At 56.7% G+C, this 15,961-nt stretch carries 11 protein-coding genes and 2 pseudogenes; 2 read left to right on the top strand and 11 right to left on the bottom strand.

Going from position 1 to position 15,961, the window contains the following annotated elements:
• From U1700_RS14260 to U1700_RS14210, 11 genes and pseudogenes are all read right to left on the bottom strand, one after another.
• Nucleotides 1-1,098: pseudogene (locus U1700_RS14260) on the bottom strand (hypothetical protein); the annotation flags it as partial.
• Nucleotides 1,099-1,111: 13 nt separating this feature from the next.
• Nucleotides 1,112-2,809 (bottom strand): RHS repeat domain-containing protein, encoded by a 1,698-nt coding sequence (locus U1700_RS14255; RefSeq protein WP_332753358.1) that lies wholly within the window; start codon nt 2,807-2,809, stop codon nt 1,112-1,114.
• A 108-nt stretch (nt 2,810-2,917) separates the two neighbouring features.
• Complete coding sequence (locus U1700_RS14250; RefSeq protein ID WP_332753357.1) at nt 2,918-3,073, bottom strand: hypothetical protein; 156 nt, start codon at nt 3,071-3,073, stop codon at nt 2,918-2,920.
• A gap of 354 nt (nt 3,074-3,427) precedes the next feature.
• Nucleotides 3,428-4,414 (bottom strand): P-type DNA transfer ATPase VirB11, encoded by a 987-nt coding sequence (gene virB11 / locus U1700_RS14245; RefSeq protein WP_332753356.1) that lies wholly within the window; start codon nt 4,412-4,414, stop codon nt 3,428-3,430.
• Between the two features lie 11 nt (nt 4,415-4,425).
• Nucleotides 4,426-5,016: a TrbI/VirB10 family protein gene (locus U1700_RS14240; protein WP_332753355.1), complete on the bottom strand. Its 591-nt coding sequence runs from the start codon at nt 5,014-5,016 to the stop codon at nt 4,426-4,428.
• Between the two features lie 491 nt (nt 5,017-5,507).
• A complete protein-coding gene (locus U1700_RS14235; protein WP_332753354.1) occupies nt 5,508-6,221 on the bottom strand; it encodes a TrbG/VirB9 family P-type conjugative transfer protein in 714 nt (237 codons plus the stop codon).
• Nucleotides 6,218-7,054 carry a virB8 family protein gene (locus U1700_RS14230; RefSeq protein ID WP_332753353.1) on the bottom strand — a complete coding sequence of 279 codons (837 nt, stop codon included), beginning with the start codon at nt 7,052-7,054 and terminating at the stop codon, nt 6,218-6,220. Before U1700_RS14230 ends, U1700_RS14235 begins: the two co-directional genes overlap by 4 nt.
• Nucleotides 7,051-8,268 (bottom strand): type IV secretion system protein, encoded by a 1,218-nt coding sequence (locus tag U1700_RS14225; protein WP_332753352.1) that lies wholly within the window; start codon nt 8,266-8,268, stop codon nt 7,051-7,053. Before U1700_RS14225 ends, U1700_RS14230 begins: the two co-directional genes overlap by 4 nt.
• On the bottom strand, nt 8,268-10,637 hold the full coding sequence (locus U1700_RS14220) for a VirB4 family type IV secretion/conjugal transfer ATPase (RefSeq protein WP_332753351.1): 2,370 nt from the start codon (nt 10,635-10,637) through the stop codon (nt 8,268-8,270). The genes U1700_RS14225 and U1700_RS14220 overlap by 1 nt, the downstream gene beginning before the upstream one ends.
• Nucleotides 10,616-10,900, bottom strand: a complete 285-nt coding sequence (locus U1700_RS14215) for a type IV secretion system protein VirB3 (protein WP_332753350.1) — start codon at nt 10,898-10,900, stop codon at nt 10,616-10,618. The genes U1700_RS14220 and U1700_RS14215 overlap by 22 nt, the downstream gene beginning before the upstream one ends.
• Nucleotide 10,901: 1 nt before the next feature.
• Nucleotides 10,902-11,219, bottom strand: coding sequence for a TrbC/VirB2 family protein (locus U1700_RS14210; RefSeq protein WP_332753349.1), 318 nt, complete (start codon nt 11,217-11,219; stop codon nt 10,902-10,904).
• A 165-nt stretch (nt 11,220-11,384) separates the two neighbouring features.
• On the opposite strand from U1700_RS14210, the gene U1700_RS14205 reads away from it, so the two are divergent.
• Both U1700_RS14205 and U1700_RS14200 read left to right on the top strand, forming a co-directional pair.
• Entirely contained in the window at nt 11,385-11,756 is a 372-nt protein-coding gene (locus U1700_RS14205; protein ID WP_332753348.1) for a TrbC/VirB2 family protein, read from the top strand.
• A 3,587-nt stretch (nt 11,757-15,343) separates the two neighbouring features.
• Nucleotides 15,344-15,961: pseudogene (locus tag U1700_RS14200) on the top strand (RHS repeat domain-containing protein); the annotation flags it as partial.

The following is a 15,961-nucleotide window of genomic DNA, read 5'->3' as shown; positions in this document are numbered from 1 at the left end:
GAACCCGGCCATGCTGATCGTGCTGGAGGTCAGCTGGCCGAACCCGTCGAACGCATTGGTCACGCCGTCGGCGCCCGTTGCGGAGTCGAACTTCACGCTCAGCTGGTGACCCTGCAGGTCATAGCCAAAAAAGACACTGCGCGTTGCCGACGCCGGCGTGCAGCCTCCAACCTGGATCGGCGCACAGCCGGCCGGTACCGTCTTGGACACCGGCCGGTTCAGTGCGTCATAGGCAAAGGTAAGCGTACGGCCATCACGGCGGCGCTGGGTCAGCCGGTTGCCGGCAGCATCGTATGTGTAAGCCTCGTAATCGACTTCGTTGAGAGTTCCGGCCGTGGACACAGCATTGGCGAGGGTGCTGTCGTTATAGGCTGTTGGCTTGACTGCCGACGGAAAAACCCAACGCATACTACGATCGTAGGCGTCGTAGCGAAGCTCAGCTCGGTTACCCTCCCCGTCAATAACTTGAGCGGTCTTACCGTTCGGAGTGAAGGTGTAAGTGCCTTCGGCGCTCTCGAAACTCGTCAACAGCGCTTTTCTCACTTGAACAAGCTGGCCGGCAGCATCGTAGATGTTCTTTGTAATCCTGTCTGGTCCAAAATTCCCTTCGACGCCAAGGACGCAAGCACTCGTTGGGAGCGCATTGTACACAGATGGGTTCATGCGCGTGGCTGTACATTCGATCCTAGCCAAGTAGTCATAGCTAAATTGGGTCAAACTGATAACCAATCCAGATGAGTCAACAACGGACTGAGAAACTTTCCGGTTGTTGGTATCGAATTTGTTTTCGACAGAAATAAACGTAGTGTACGAAGTGCCCCAACTCGACGGATCGACTGCCTCACTTTGCCAGCTTGAAAGCACGCCGCTCTCCGTGCGCGTGACATTCCCACGAGCGTCGTAGGTGGTGCGGCTGGCGCCAAACTTCGACGCACCGGCAATGATGTTCGCAGGAGCGATCGTGCCGACGATTCGGCCCATCGCGTCGTAACGGGTCGACCAAGTATACGGAGAAGGTACCAATTGCGCCAAAGCGCAGACCGGAACGGACAGCAACAATACAGCGACAGACCACCGGATCGAAAGAAGACGTTTCATTCGGGCCTCCCCGTTAAGGACAAACCGTGATGCCGGCATTAGGCTGAGTTTTAGAAATGATTTCGCCAAAATAATTATATTGATAGCAAGTCCAGCGCGTTTCCATAACGCCCTGTCCATTGGTAGCAATCACGCCAACCCCCATCAGGCTAAGGTTGGTTAGACCAGTTGCCGGGCCATAGTCGTATATAGTGACGACCTCATCACTCGACCCAGAACACGAAGCTTGGCTCTTACAAAGCGACGATCGCGCGATAAGAGAAATCGGCGCCCCCGCAGCGACAATCACCCCCCCGGCACCTTTGGTAAATGCAGTTCTCATGGCATATACGTTCGTCGTCTTCGGTCGAACTCCTCCCGAAGCAGGCTTGGTCTCTGTTAGAATCTGCCCCATCGAGTTATAAGTGTAATCGGTAACGTTTCCGGACGGGTCCGTAATCGAGATTGGTTTATTACACGTTGCCTGAGTCATTGCATCACACGAGGCCGCATAGGCATAAGATGTGATCAAATCAGGCCCGGCTGCAGCTTTCGCTTGGGATAACGACCTGACGACATTATCACGTGCGTCATACTCTGTCTTGACTGTTCTTCCGTCAGGCAGGTTTACGCCACTAACCTCAGTAGAGGCGTTGTACAAATAACCAGTACGTCGAGCTAATCCATCCTGTATCCAAGCCAAAGTTCGTCTACTACGGCCGAAACCATTACTCGGCTTAACAGCATAAGACTCGTAAACCTGACTTCCCGAAACCAGCGCCTTAATATCGAGAGAATAGGTAGAACTGGGCGTCAAGGCCCCTCCGCCGCCGAACAGCGTTTTCACCACGTTATAGGTTACCGCAACTCCATCCCTTTGCAAAGAAGTTACCCAAATATCGTCATGCGTCTCATATCCAGACGACCGATTTGTGATAGAGACACTTTCTGCAACCTGACCCGGATAGGTTATGCCGAAAGGATAATATACCCATTCATCCGGCGGAGAAAAGCTTGATGTCTGATGCCACATCTTGGCTGGGAGCAAACTACCTCTAATCTTTGTGATACCACCACTTGCGTCAGGGAGACTAAAAGTCCCTGAGGATACACTCGTGGCGGCAGCAATTCTATTTCCGCCTAAATTATTACATACTGTAGTCGAATCAACGATACAATAGTCTTTGGTCTGATTGACTGCATATGATCCGCTATTAGACTTTATCATAAATCCGAGATTATTTGCTACATACTGATAGCCATAAACTGTTGTACGACCGTCAGGGTATCGTATGGTTATCACCCCGTTCGAAGTAGACTCTACAACAACTCCCTGCCGGTTCGTATACAAATATCCTGAAGCTGTCTTCACCAGAGTAGCGCCCGACACATATTCCGAATTAAACGTAGTATTACCTGTAAAAGTCACGGGTTCTTCAAAGCCATCTATGGTAACAAGAGAGTTTAGTGTATTGTAGTCATAACTAGTATTAAAAGAGGGCTGACGTATTACTAAGCCAGAGTCGTTCAAATAATATGATAGGGATAAACCTAATTTACCACCGATGGAGATCGTTTCAATTGGGTCCAAAACGAACCTTCCAGTTTTTCTGTCAATACCAAATTGATCAGTAGCGCTCTCGTTTACATGGAGTGGCGCCACTTGCGCCTGAGACACAGCCGCATGGATTATGAATAACAGTCCCATAACGCAGCGTAGTGAGCTAAGCATCTTTATCTCCTGCGAGAGATCCATCCACGAACGTACACCACCAGTGGAGCACGCGTTCCCGGAAACCGCCACGGCAGCGCGATACGAGTGGAAAGCCATCGACAATTTCTAATGCGGGGCGCCGGTGGTCGTCACATTAGCGCGGTTGTCGGCCTTGTCGTGCGTATAGGTCGTCGACTGGCCGTTGTTGGCCGTGCCGGTGCGAACGACCGTTCTGACCCGGCCCTTGGCGTCATAGGTATAGGTAATCGTCTCGGTCGCCAAGGCCGCGCTCGCGGCTAAGGATCCGACGAGCATCGCAAGAACTAATTTCCGCATATATCACCAACTAATTGGTTGGAGCTTTGAACCCGAAAGAGCGCTAGGCAGATGCATCCGTAGATACGGATGATGTGCATGCATGGCTCAGTCCCGGATCAATGCCCCCTATTGCTCCCGAGTGAGCTCAAAGTCACAGTGTTTATAACATTCGTCAATAGCAGATAAAAAGAAACTTTTATTCTTTTAAATCAAATCCGGGATCCCTGATTCTGCCAATCTTGCGAACCAATTGGCGCATGGACCGCGTGGTGTTCAGCTACCGCAGCAGTGGCCTATGAGTTGGTTGGGATAAGAGTTTCAGCTTCCAGACCGAATGAGGCGCATTTCCGAAACGCCACGAACCCCGTCGTTTCGATGCAGCTGAACGACAAGCCCGATCGTCGTTTGCGCATAGGAGAGAATATCGTCCCGCTGCAATCTGGTTCCCCCCTGAAGCACAAGCAGGGCCAGCTGCTCGAACGCCCCTTCGACGCTGTCGGCGTGGATCGTCGTCATCGATCCAGGGTGGCCCGTGTTGACGGCCCGAAGGAACGCGAAGGCTTCGTTGCCGCGCAATTCGCCAAGCAAAATGCGGTCGGGCCGCATTCGAAGCGACGCTGTTACCAGATCGTTTGCGGTCACCGACGATTCACCAAGCTCACTACGCGTGGCAATCAGCCCAACCGCGTTCTCATGCCCGAACTGTAGCTCGGGCGTATCCTCGATGAATATCAACCTTTCGTGAGCTGGAATCTCTGCAAGGAGCGCGTTCAGAAACGTCGTTTTGCCGGTCGACGTGCCGCCCGAAATCAGGATGTTGAGGCGTCCCTGAACCGCCGCTCGAAGCGCCGCCACATGATCACCTTGAACAAGCAGTTCTTCAACGCTGTTGCGGATAACATCCCGTACCGTCTCGGAACGTCCGGCCGCCGCGCCCTCGAACGCGCCGACGCTTGCATAATGGTCCAGCGTCAAGTTCGACGATATGTGCTTGCGAATGGCAATCGCCGGCGGGCCCCTTGTTGCCGGGGGAGCAACGATCTGGATCCGGGCTCCGTCCGGCAAAGTCGCCGACAGTAGCGGATGTTCGCGACTGATCGCCTGATGCGTAAGTGCGGCAATCTGACGAGCGAGGCGCATGATCGTTGGTTCGTCGAGTGCCGGCGCGTCGTGACGCTCAATCGCGCCGCCACGCGTTTCGATCCACAGCTGCCCTGGCCGGTTTACAAAGATGTCGGTAATATCAGAACGGGCAAGCAATTCTGCCAAGGGCGCGAGATAGGCGTCGAGGAAGACACCGACCAAGCCCGACGGTCTCACGGTGCCGAGTCCACGTCGGAAAAATCGAGGTCACGAGCTACGAACACGCTGACGCTGGCCCCTTGCTTGACGCTCAGCGTACTCTTCGATGGCGTGGAGTTCTGGGCAACCGAACCGATCGAGGTGGAGCCGCCCAGGACGACCGTATTGGAGTAGCTTCGCGTTGCAAGTCCCGCTCCGACGTTCATCGCCGTCTGCAAGAGCGCGTCGGCAAAACGTGACAGGAAGTGACTATTGACCGACGCTTTCACCCCGGCCGCACCGACGGCGTCAGCGGCGGGCGAGCCAAGCGCCATGGTCGCCCCGTCAGGCCGGATCAGACGAACCCAGTTGATCAGCAGCCGATGCTGACTCTGGCTCGCGTCGCTGCCATATTCACCGATCAGACGACTGCCACGCGGGATGAGCAGGCGGCGCCCGTCGAACCCGCTGACATCGCGCTGGACAAGTGCCCTCACGAGGCCGCCGCCAGAGGAGTTGATCGCGGTTTCCAACACCGCCGGGATGAGCGTCCCTTGCGGCACGGTCGACGAGCGATCGGCCAGTCTTCCTGCTCGCGAGCGGATAGCCGCACCGTTCGTTTCCAAGCCTCCCCCGCGGACGCCTTGACCCGGGTCGCTTGACCCCGCCCCAGACGTCGCCCCCTGAGAGATGTCGTAGACGACCGCGACACCCCCTGACGTTCTGGCTGGGGGAGGCGAGGGAGTGGGCTGGAATGGCGGGTACTGAGGTTGCACCACCGGCGGCGGCGGCGTGCGCACTTCAACGACGCGGACGGGCGCTGGTGGAACCACAACTGGACGTTCGATGCTGGCTTGCGAATAATATGGCAGCGGTGCCGATGGAACTGGAGATATCGCCAGTGGCGGAGGCGCGTCACTTGTCAGCGCTTCTGACTGGCGTGGAACGGTGACGGGCGCTTCAAGCGCCCGTCTGCGACCATCGAGCAACAGGAAAAGGATGATGGCTGCAAGGGCCATTCCGACAATGATCACCACCCGCGAAGGGCCCGCGGACGGACGAGCGACAATTGGCAGGATCGATTGTTCCATCTCGGGGGCGTCGGAGGAGGGCTCGCTCATTTGCGACGCGGCAGTTTCAAGTAACGATCAGCCCGAGCAACTCGCTGGTCGATCCTGAAAAGCAACTTCGAATAAACATCGTCGATGACGAATGTATCAGCGCGCATTCCACCGTTCCCGACAGACTCGCGACCATGCTCGTCGATCGTAAATACGGCCGGCAATGATCGGCCTCGCGGCCACTCGATATAGGTTTTGTGGCCATCGTCCACGACCCAGGTCGGGAGGAGTGAACGGTCGCCTGCCAAGTGATATCGACCAATGATATGCCCGGGATCCGGCAGGCTCGCTTCTTCGACAGACGCACGCGCCTCGTCGGGATACCGAAAGCTGATCTTGTAGGGAGATTGGTCCCCGGATTCGCCGCTTGAGACGAGGTCGAAGCCGTAGAAGCGCGAGTTGGTCACCACGGTCATGTTCGAATTGACGCCGGCCTGCATCGCCTTGATGTAGACCCGGTTGCCCTGCTTTGTTGGCGTCGCGGACCAGGCCGCGCTGTCTCCAACTGCGATACTTTGGATCTGCTCGTCAGGCGCAAGCTCGATCAAGAGCTGGTATCCTGGCGCTGTCTCGATCGTGACGATCTGATCGCGTTTATAGTCGATCGTCTGGAGGCGCGGATCACCAAGGCCGGGGACCGGCCGGATCTGCCCATCGCTCGCTGTCGCAATGACGGCTAGGTATATCGCAAGGAGCGGACGCCAGTTCATCTGGCAGCTTGCCCCTGGCGAACCTTGGTGACCGTAGTTTGCCGGTAAGATTGTTGAGAGGCCGGCGGCACTGCAACATATGTCTCAACCGCTGGGACGGCCGGGATCTCGATGGTCGTTTGCTGTGTGGTCGAGCTAGTCGTGGCGTCAGTTTGAGGCAAAGCTTCGCTACTCTTGCGATAGCGGATGACCTTGAAGCCAAGCGGATTGATCATTCGATCCTCGGCGCTCATTGCCTGATTTCTGAATTCAAAACCGACGACCGCCATCCAGTTTTGACGATTGGCCCCTAGGGCTGCGTCGTCGGCGCGGACCGTGTCGAAGCGCACGATGGCGGTGTTGGGCGATAGCGACGCGACGCTCTTCACCTGCACCTCGACGACGGCGTTCCGCGACAAACGAACCAACGGACTATCCGGATTGGAGCCTTGCATGCTCGAAAGGTAGGCGGATCTCGCATTGCCCGAGGACCACAGCGCGACCTTGCGATAGTCGCTTTGTACAGCGTTGATGTCATACTCCTCGCGGGCAATGACATATTGAACGAGGAAGGATTGAGTAAGCGCGGCGTCGGCAGTCATTCGATCCTGGTCGAGCGGTTTCAAGAGCTGGACGTAGCCGGTGTGCTTGTCGACGAGCAGTGTATAGGGAATGACTGTCTTCAGGGGCGTCAGCAGGATCAAGGCAACCGCCTCGCACAATGCGATGACGAAGATTGCAATGGCGACGCGCCACGCAGTCTTGAGCTGTGCGCGCAGGGCCTCGGTGCGATCCGCACCCCAGCTTCGTGCTTCCGCGAAATACTCATCGAGATCGGGTAGCGGCTTGTTCACCTGAGACGATCCCTTGACGAAGCGGCTGACGAAATCCGGCGCGATGTTCGGCGTTGCGTTGCGTGCCGCGGCGCCTGGGTAACTGACGTACCCGTTACCGTCGGGACGGGACCGATGCTCGCCAGGCCAGTAACATGATAGCCGCCTCGATTGCGCGCATCTTGCCCCTCGCGCCGCTCGACGGTGGCGACGGCACTCGCGATTGATGCCGCGCGGGTGCGAACATTGTCGCTCGATTGTCCCTCGACCCTGACAAGCGCCAACGACTTTGCGGCGACGAACCCGGCTTCGCGGCCATTACCTTGTACAAATGCTTGCCAGGCAGGAACGCGCAGCGCTGCGACCACCCGAATGGCGATCCCCACGACCACGAACAGCGCAATTGCAAACACCAATGCGCTCGCCAACAGCTCGGCGGGCGCGCCGAGGATATCGAGATTTGATGCTCGCCGGGCCAGCAGGAGCGATAACCAGGGTTCGAGAAATGCGATCTCGACCGTGAGAACGATCGTTGCAGCGAAGGCGGCGAGTGCCGAGCCGAGCAACGCGCGGAGCCACCCTTCGAACAGGCCGCGTGTGCCATCGAATAACAGGAAGGCGGCAAACAAGGGCCCGACTGCAAGGAAGATCCCGGCCAGCAATCTCACGATCGCGAACGCACCAACCGTACTTACCAGGAAGGCGAGGCGCGCGTACCCAAGCGCGAAATCGTTAAAGCCCGGCTGCGGTCCAGGCGCGATGCTGGCGACGGTTCCGACGTCGGCGACAGGCGGAGTTCCAACCCCGTCTATGGCGAGTGTCTGCATCGCGCGATCAACCCCATCGAGCCGTGAGACGAGGCCGCCGTTCGCGCCCGGGAGGGCGGTGGACGTCCCTATCTCTCCGGCAAGCTGCGCGGGCGCCTTAAGTATGAGATCGTAGATCAGCGTTTGATAGGCGGGCCAGCTCGTCGCCAAAGTAAGCACGATCCCGATTTTGACGAAGGTGAGGACGCCATCGCGGATATTGAGTGACCCGCCGAGCATGATCCGGTAGCCAATTAACGCGATGGCGATGGTCAACATCGTGATCAGCAGGATCGAGGCGCTCGAGCCGGGTGCACCAAGCGCGGCATAGCCGTTGGCACCAAGATTCTGGGCCTGGCAATCCAGGAAGCCGATCATTCCAGGCGCAAAGCTCTGCGGCGTCGGAATGCCCTGACAGGTAATCGCCATCAGACGCGCTCCATCAGCAGGTCGTACCAGTCCTCGGGCGCTTCGTGCCCTTCGGCCCGGATCTCATCCAGCAGTCGAACCGTCTTCTCACGCCCGGACAAAATCGTCAGTATCTCGCGCTCGCCGCGCAGGTTAAGGCGAGCGACGACGCTTTCATTGCCACGCTTGATCAGGAAACAATGTGCCGTGTCGGGGAGCGACCGGACCAGGTCGAACTCGTGGCTCGTGAGCCCAAAGCCCTCGATATAATCGTTCGCCCGGGCCTTGGGATTAGCCATGAAGATCTGCGTCGCGGCCTGCTCGATGATGGCGCTGGCGATGCGGCTCTCGAGCGCGTCCTGTGCACTCTGGGTTGCAAAGCCAACGATACCATTGCGCTTTCGGATGGTCTTTTCCCAATCCTTGATGCGGCGCACGAAGACGTCATCGTCGAGCGCCTTCCAACCTTCGTCGACGACGATGATCGACGGCGTTCCATCGAGACGCTCCTCGACCCGGTGGAACAGGTACATCATCGCAGGCGTGCGAACCGCCGGATCGTCGAGGATCTGCGTCATGTCGAACCCGACCGAGCGCTGTTCAAGGTCGGTTAGGTCCACCGGACAGTCAAACAGCCAAGCGCGCTCGCCGTCGCCCCACCACGGCTGAAGCCGCGACCAGAGATCGCCGGCATGTGCCCGCATCCCGCCGCGAAAGAGATCGGAGACGTTTCGCAAACGTCGCAAACTTGGCGGCTGGAGATAGCTCGCTTCGACCGCATCGCGGATCTGTGGCATTTCCTCTATCGTCGCGCCGCCAACCAGCAAGCTCAGCCAGTCGATCAGGAACTGGCGGTTCTCAGGGTTGTCGGGCAGTTGCAGCGGGTTCAGCCCTGACGACGTTCCAGGCCGCAGCACTTCGTAACGACCGCCAATGGCTCGAATGAACAGCTCGGCGCCGCGGTCCTTGTCAAAGAAGACGATACGCGGATTGAGTTTGCGCGCCTGGGCGAGGAGGAAATTGAGCACCACCGTCTTGCCCGAACCTGAAGGTCCGATCACGGTAAAGTTGCCAAGATCGCCCTGATGGAAGTTGAAGAAATAAGGTCCCGCGGCGGTCGTCTCGAGGACAGTGATTGCCTCACCCCAATGATTGCCGTCGGCTTGCCCCAGCGCGAAATTGTGGCCGCTTGCCATGCCTGCGAAATTGCTCGTCGAGATTAGGCCACGACGCGCAATATATTTGAAGTTACCAGGGAACTGCGCCCAGAAAGCCGGCTCGAGGCCGATATCCTCACGCACCGCGATAGCGCCAAGGTCGGCAATCACCGCCTGTACCTCGGCGATCGCGCCGTCGACCGCCGCTGGCGTGTCCGCGCGAACCGCGACCGTCATATGGTGTTCGCCGAAACCCGAACGTCCCGCCGCCACATTGTCCTTGGCGATTGAAAGCTCATCGCGAAGACTAAGCGCCTCATCTTCGGCCGAGCGCATTCGGCGCAGCGCAAGATTCATCCGGCCAAGCGCCGATCGTCGTTCCACGAAGCCGTAGGATTGGGTGATCGTCAGGGGGTAAGGAAGCCGCATAAGCTCGTCGAACATGCCGGCGTAAGATTGCGCCGGGTAGTCCTTGACCGAACTGATGCCCACGAACTCGGACGGACCGCCGACGAAGCGCGCCAGCTCGATGGTCTCCTGGCCAAAGCTGATCCGCCGCGCGGGAAGATAATGACCAATGTCTTCCTTGGGCAGGAGGATCGGGCGGACGTCCCCATTATAAAGCGTCGAGAAAAATTCGAGTGGCTCGGAGCAAGGCCCAGTTGTCGATTCATATACGCCGAGCAGTCTGGGCTCATAGATACCCATGCCTGCCATGATCGCGTCGCGCGCGATGTCGAGCTGGCGGATCTCATTGGCGAGGCTTGGTCCTATCCGGCTTGCTCCGAATATTGCATTGCGCAGGCCGCCAAGCAGTCCGACGCGCCCCTCCAGTGGACGGCGGATGACGGTCAGGTAGAGATCGTTCGCGTAGAGCTTGCGCCCCGCCAGGCGCGATTGCCACATCTCGTCCAGTTGCTGGCTGAAACGGTCGCCATAGTCGGCGTCGAGCCGCGCCACGATCGGACGCCGCACGACATGGTGGAGGAACGCAAAGCGCGGATCGCCGATCGCCTGGAACATCGCGTCGCGTAATCGCTTGCGATAGTTAATCTCGTCGGTGTCGGCTGTCTCGAACAGAAGCCCGCGAAGCCCAATGACTTGCATGAGTAGACCGTCGCGCGTCTCGATCGTGTGAGCATCGACATGCTTCGCGAACGGCAGGTGCCTGCCCGCAGGCGCTTCGCGGGCCGCCGCTCGCGCGTCGGCGGCTAGGCCCGGTAGGAGTTGCATCGCCAGATCGCAAAATTCTTGATGCGCGGGCAACGACTGGCGCGAACCAGCCACAGATCCAGGAAGCGCGGCTCGCGCAGGCACAGGAGAACGCCCGCGAGATGCACGAGCAGTGCCACAATCAGTACCCACGCGCCGCGGAAAATGAGGAACAGCTCAGTTGAGACAACGGCGTTCACGACGAAGTAACTATAAGTAACACCGGCAAACATTTGCGGGCGGGTGAGTGCCACGAACAACGGTTCGCGTTCGATGAGTTCCATCTTATTGACCAGCCCCGGAGGCGGAATGAATGCCGGCCACGATGCTCGTCGCCCCGAACAAGATGAAGCAGCCAAGGATCACGGTCGCGCCGTAACGCCAGTTAATCCGGCCCATGAGCATGAGGAAGCCCACGGTAGCGACGGCAATGACCGCGACTACCGTGGCGACGGTACCCAGCAGTGTCCCTTCAAGCCAGTGAACAGCCGCTACCAAAGGACCAGACCCGGCCGGGTCTGCGATTGCATCCTGAGCATGGGCCGTGGCCGCCGTCATCATTGACATCGTTGCCAAGACGAATCGAATAGCCAGCTTTGTCATTGGTTCCCCCGGGGAAGCATCGAGCTCTTCCGTCCATGGGCGTAAGGCAAAGGGGCTTGCAAGTTCAAGCCTCGCGGATGGCTTATTCACTCCCGCAAACACTTTAGTTGAATTTATCGGCTCATTCCGTCACGCCATCGCCCTACCCACAATTGGCAAACGCACATGTTTCAAGGTGCCACCTCTTCACTTACCGATCCCGTCAATCCCGGCGCGCTCACTGGCGCTGTCGAATGGATCGAAAGAGCGCTGATGGGTTCAGTCGCCGTCGCTGTCGCCATGTCAGCGGTGGCTGCGGTCGGCCTCCTTCTCCTTTTGGGACGACTGGACATTCGTCGAGGCGCCTCGGTCGTCTTGGGCACGTTCATTTTATTCGGTGCGGCTCAAATTGCAGCGGGCTTGTACGAATTGGGGCGTAGTCCTGCAGTGGAAGCTGTTTCGAGCTCAAAAGTATCTTTTGGCCCAATCCCGCAGGCGTCGCCGTCAACTAAATCATATGATCCCTATGCAGGCGCGTCCTTTCCAACGCAAAAATAGTAAAGCGTCGCGACTGATCTAAGCCGAAAACCCTATTCACGTGGCACTGCTTGCCCAAGAGCCGGACGGATGTTGCCAAGCGCAAAAGCGGGTGCGAGTCCCGCTAGATCGACAGCGGGCTCTGAAAGCAGATCGCGATCGAGGAGATCAATCACGTCACACCTTCTGGAACGCAGTTCGGCTGCGTGCTTTGTTAACGCGAGATATGGATCGAGCGGTCGTTTTTCCGCCAGGCGATGAACGAGCGCGGCCGACTGCGGGCCGTCTGGCCCTCGCAACGCCAAAATATCTCCCCGTCTGATGTAAGCCTAACCTTCCCCGGTCGCCTGAACCGGCAGGCATGGAAACCCGGCCGGCACCGCCAGTAATACATGCTCAACCGGCCGCCGGTATCCACTTCTGCATTACTGTCCAGAGAGAAATCGGCGCGATATTAGCCGGCTGCCCGGCACAGAAAGTCAGATCGACCGTTTTTTTCAGCTCGGCGGTGCGCATCTCGGCAAGTCATTAGCATTGAAGCTCGTATACCGCAGGAATGAGTGCCGGATGATGAGGTCTGACTCGTTGGCGAGCGCAGATCAACGGGAAAGCTAAATATTCCAACTTAGTTGCCGATGGCACTCTCATACTGCACGATGCTGCTATCAAAGGGAGGTGGCTCAGGAAACAAACCATCAGCGATTTAAGAAAGAGCTCGGCCTCGACCATCTCTAACGCAAATCTTGCATCGATTACAGCGACATGCTTGGATGACGATCGCCTAAACCTTCCTCCAGCTCCGCCGCCTCAAGGCTGCGGGACGGAAAAAGTCGCCGGTCCGGCCATGGTCAACATATTTGCACGTCCTTCGAGCTCGCGACGCCGAAACTTTGAAAGCCCCTCACCGCCACGGTCGACTTAAGTGTGTGAACGTAGCGAACACACCTTATTTATGCGTAGAGACAGAAGTTTGTTTTCAATTAACTTCTAAATCTACCTTATCCACTTGGCTATTGACGTATTCTGTTTTCGATGTGAACTTAGTCTCGTGCGTGGCAAAATTCCGGGCACTTACGGGGGCGCGCGATTAGGGAAGTGCTCAGGGGCGTCCGAACTTTTCGTAAGGGAACCTGAAACCACCATTCCTTATTTGTCGCGTCCAAGTGACCACGAGGGGGACATGATGCGCAGGACTTTTTCGTTTTTAATTGTCGTGTCACTGATTGGAAGTGCCGCGCTTGCTGCAGAGACAATTACCTACACTTATGATGCGAAAGGTCGGTTGAAAACTGTCGTTCGCTCCGGAACAGTGAATAACGCACAGTCGACAACTTATACACACGACAAAGCGGACAATCGCACGAATGTGACGACAACTGGCGCGCCTCATTAAGCAGAGAGCCGCATGTCGCAAATGAATCTCTCGAAGTCAGCCGACGTAAGCACTGCAACGCCCACTCGGTCTAACTCTGAGCAGTGAACATTAAAACTTGCCAATCCGTCCTTCCGTTTAGAAAAAGAGCAAATCTATGTCAGTGACTCGCATTTGGTCGCTAAGCGCATTAATTTTTGCGAGTTGCTTGTTCACCGCCTCAGGTGTCCGTTGCGAACCAACGGAGGCGCCACTGCCACCGGTTTTTGCTCCGGACAGCCAAGGCGTCGATCTGTTTTCAGGGGTTAGGACGACAACTGACAGCTCCATCTCAATCGGATTGCAGGAGAGCCCAAACTTTCAGGTAAACCAAGGTGCCGGAGGTTTTAGTGGTATTCCACTCGCGGGATTTCACTATTTGACTGGGAGTTATCCATATTATTCTGACACGTATTACTTTGGTGATCGAGTAGAGTATAATAGAGGTCTCGGCGGTGTTCTGTCTGACGGATCAACTATTGACAGTAGTAACCCAAATTTAGTCTATAACAAAGACGGATCGACTTGGCAATTTGCTACGATATCGGGTACGCAGTATCCTAGTCCGGACAAATATTTGGTTTCGATTAAGAGACCTAACGGCGAACTACTAACCTATAATTACTCATCCGTACCGACTACTGGTGATTCACAGTTTTTAGTTTCCATCGTTTCTACTGCTGGATATCAGTTACAGCGGTCAAACGTAGGAGGCCACGCGCAATTAACGTTGATAAATAAGCGGTATGCCTATTGCGGGCCTGTTGATCAAACGTGCGTAGGGGGCGCCTATGCTTGGCCGTCTTTGGCTTGGCAGCAAGGATCCGATGGAGCCGTTACTTATACGACGTCGAATTTGCGTACTTTTGTCTATGGGAAGCCACAACAAGGAATTCAAGTTGGGGGCTCGTCTACGGCACCAATTTACGAGTGGAATTCAACACTAAGTAGTGGGTCGGGTGTAATTACCACTCTTACAAAACGCGCTTTTACATCTTTTGCTCCTAGAACACAGTATCAACCGAATGTAGGACCTGCAGCAAACTGTTCTTCGGATGCGATTTGGAGAGTTCAGAATGGTGCATCTACCTGGCAATACACCTACACTTTTGGGACCGCAACTATCTACACGTGCCCGTCAGTATCCACGGTCAACCGGACGAACCCCGATGCCTCGGTGATTTTGCGTAATGGAAGCACCGTCACTGACGAAATTAATCGTAATTCAGTTTACTCGTTTGAGGGTACCTTTGGGGGGGCCTCGGATGGAGGATCCGATCTTCGGATAATAAAAGGGATTACTAGCCCCTTGGGTGACATTGCTACTTTCACATATGACAATAATTACGGTAGGATAAACTTACAATCTACTTCGAAATCGCCGAAGCCGGGGACAGGTGGAACCTCTCAGACGCTAACGTTTACTTACCCGTCAAGTTGTCCGACGGCGATGGTTACTTATTGTAATAAACCGTCGTACTCGGTTGATGCACGCGGAAATCGGACAGATTATACTTATGATCCCGTACATGGCGGCGTTCTTTCTGAGACCCTTCCTATGTCGAGCAGTGGAGTGCGTCCGCAGGTCAGAAATACCTACAGCCAGTTGTCTGCTCGGGACTTGAACGTTTCAGGGCAGCTCGTTGCAGAGAGTCCGATTTGGAAGCTAGTTTCTTCATCAGTCTGTCGGACCCAAGCTGGCTGCACGGGCACCGCCGATGAGGTGATAGCGAGCTTCACTTACGATGATAATCTTCTTCCCACCACCAAGACGGTTCGCTCGGGTGATGGTGCCCAGAGTTCGACTACCACTACGGTCTATGACCCTACAGGTAATGTGGTGAGCGTCGATGGGCCGCTCCTGGGCTCACAAGACACGACTGTTTATAAGTACGACGCGCTTCGCCGCCTTGTCGCTACGATGGGAGCGGACCCCGACGGAGCGGGACCACTTGCTGTACCGGTGACTCGGACGACCTACAACGGCGACGGCCAGCCTACGCTAATCGAGATCGGCAGCGCTGTCGCCCAGACGGACGCAGCGCTCTCGTCCATGACTATCAACCGTCAAGTTGCGACTGTTTACGACGCGGCCGGTCGAAAATCCCGGTCGTCGGTCTTTGCCGCGGGGTCTATCCAAACGCTCAGCCAATTCAGTTACGACAGCTTGGGACGGCTTCAGTGCACTGCGCTTCGGATGAACCCCGCTGCTTATGGCAGCCTTCCGGCAGACACTTGTACGCTTGGTACACAGGGTAGTGCAGGTCCGGACCGTATCACGAAGAACACATATGATGCTGCCGGGCAGCTGCTAGTCCTGACCAGGGCGCTGGGGACGACCGATCAGGCTGATGACGCGACCTACACCTGGTCCGCGAACGGCAAGCAGGCCAGCATCAAGGATGCGAACGGCAATCTTGCGACGATGAGCTATGACGGGTTCGACCGTCAGAGCCAATGGAACTTCCCATCGCCGACGACGGTGGGCCAGACCTCGACGACCGATTACGAGGCTTACACATACGATGCTGCCGGCAACCGGCTGACTCAGCGTCGCCGTGATGGCCGTATGCTGACCTTTGCCTATGATGCACTGAACCGGCCCATCTCGAAGACGGTACCGACCGGCTGTGCGCCAATCCAGGTAGGTGGCTGCACGCCGGCGTCGGCAACGCGCAGTGTCTTTTACGGCTATGACCTGCAGGGTCACCAGCTGAGCGCGAAGTTCGACTCCGCAACGGGTGCCGACGGCGTGACCAATGCGTTCGACGGGTTCGGGCAGCTGACGTCCAGCACGATCAGCATGGCCGGGTTT

This window comes from Sphingomonas sp. RB1R13, from assembly GCF_036663775.1.
In the GTDB taxonomy this organism is placed as follows: domain Bacteria; phylum Pseudomonadota; class Alphaproteobacteria; order Sphingomonadales; family Sphingomonadaceae; genus Sphingomicrobium.
This window is presented reverse-complemented; position numbering and strand designations above follow the sequence as displayed.

Coding starts and splice junctions, on each gene's coding strand:
- U1700_RS14255 (WP_332753358.1), bottom strand. CDS start 2,809: ATGCTTAGCTCACTACGCTGCGTTATGGGACTGTTATTCATAATCCAT.
- U1700_RS14235 (WP_332753354.1), bottom strand. CDS start 6,221: ATGAACTGGCGTCCGCTCCTTGCGATATACCTAGCCGTCATTGCGACA.
- U1700_RS14225 (WP_332753352.1), bottom strand. CDS start 8,268: ATGGCGATTACCTGTCAGGGCATTCCGACGCCGCAGAGCTTTGCGCCT.
- U1700_RS14220 (WP_332753351.1), bottom strand. CDS start 10,637: ATGCAACTCCTACCGGGCCTAGCCGCCGACGCGCGAGCGGCGGCCCGC.
- U1700_RS14215 (WP_332753350.1), bottom strand. CDS start 10,900: ATGGAACTCATCGAACGCGAACCGTTGTTCGTGGCACTCACCCGCCCG.
- U1700_RS14210 (WP_332753349.1), bottom strand. CDS start 11,219: ATGACAAAGCTGGCTATTCGATTCGTCTTGGCAACGATGTCAATGATG.
- U1700_RS14205 (WP_332753348.1), top strand. CDS start 11,385: ATGTTTCAAGGTGCCACCTCTTCACTTACCGATCCCGTCAATCCCGGC.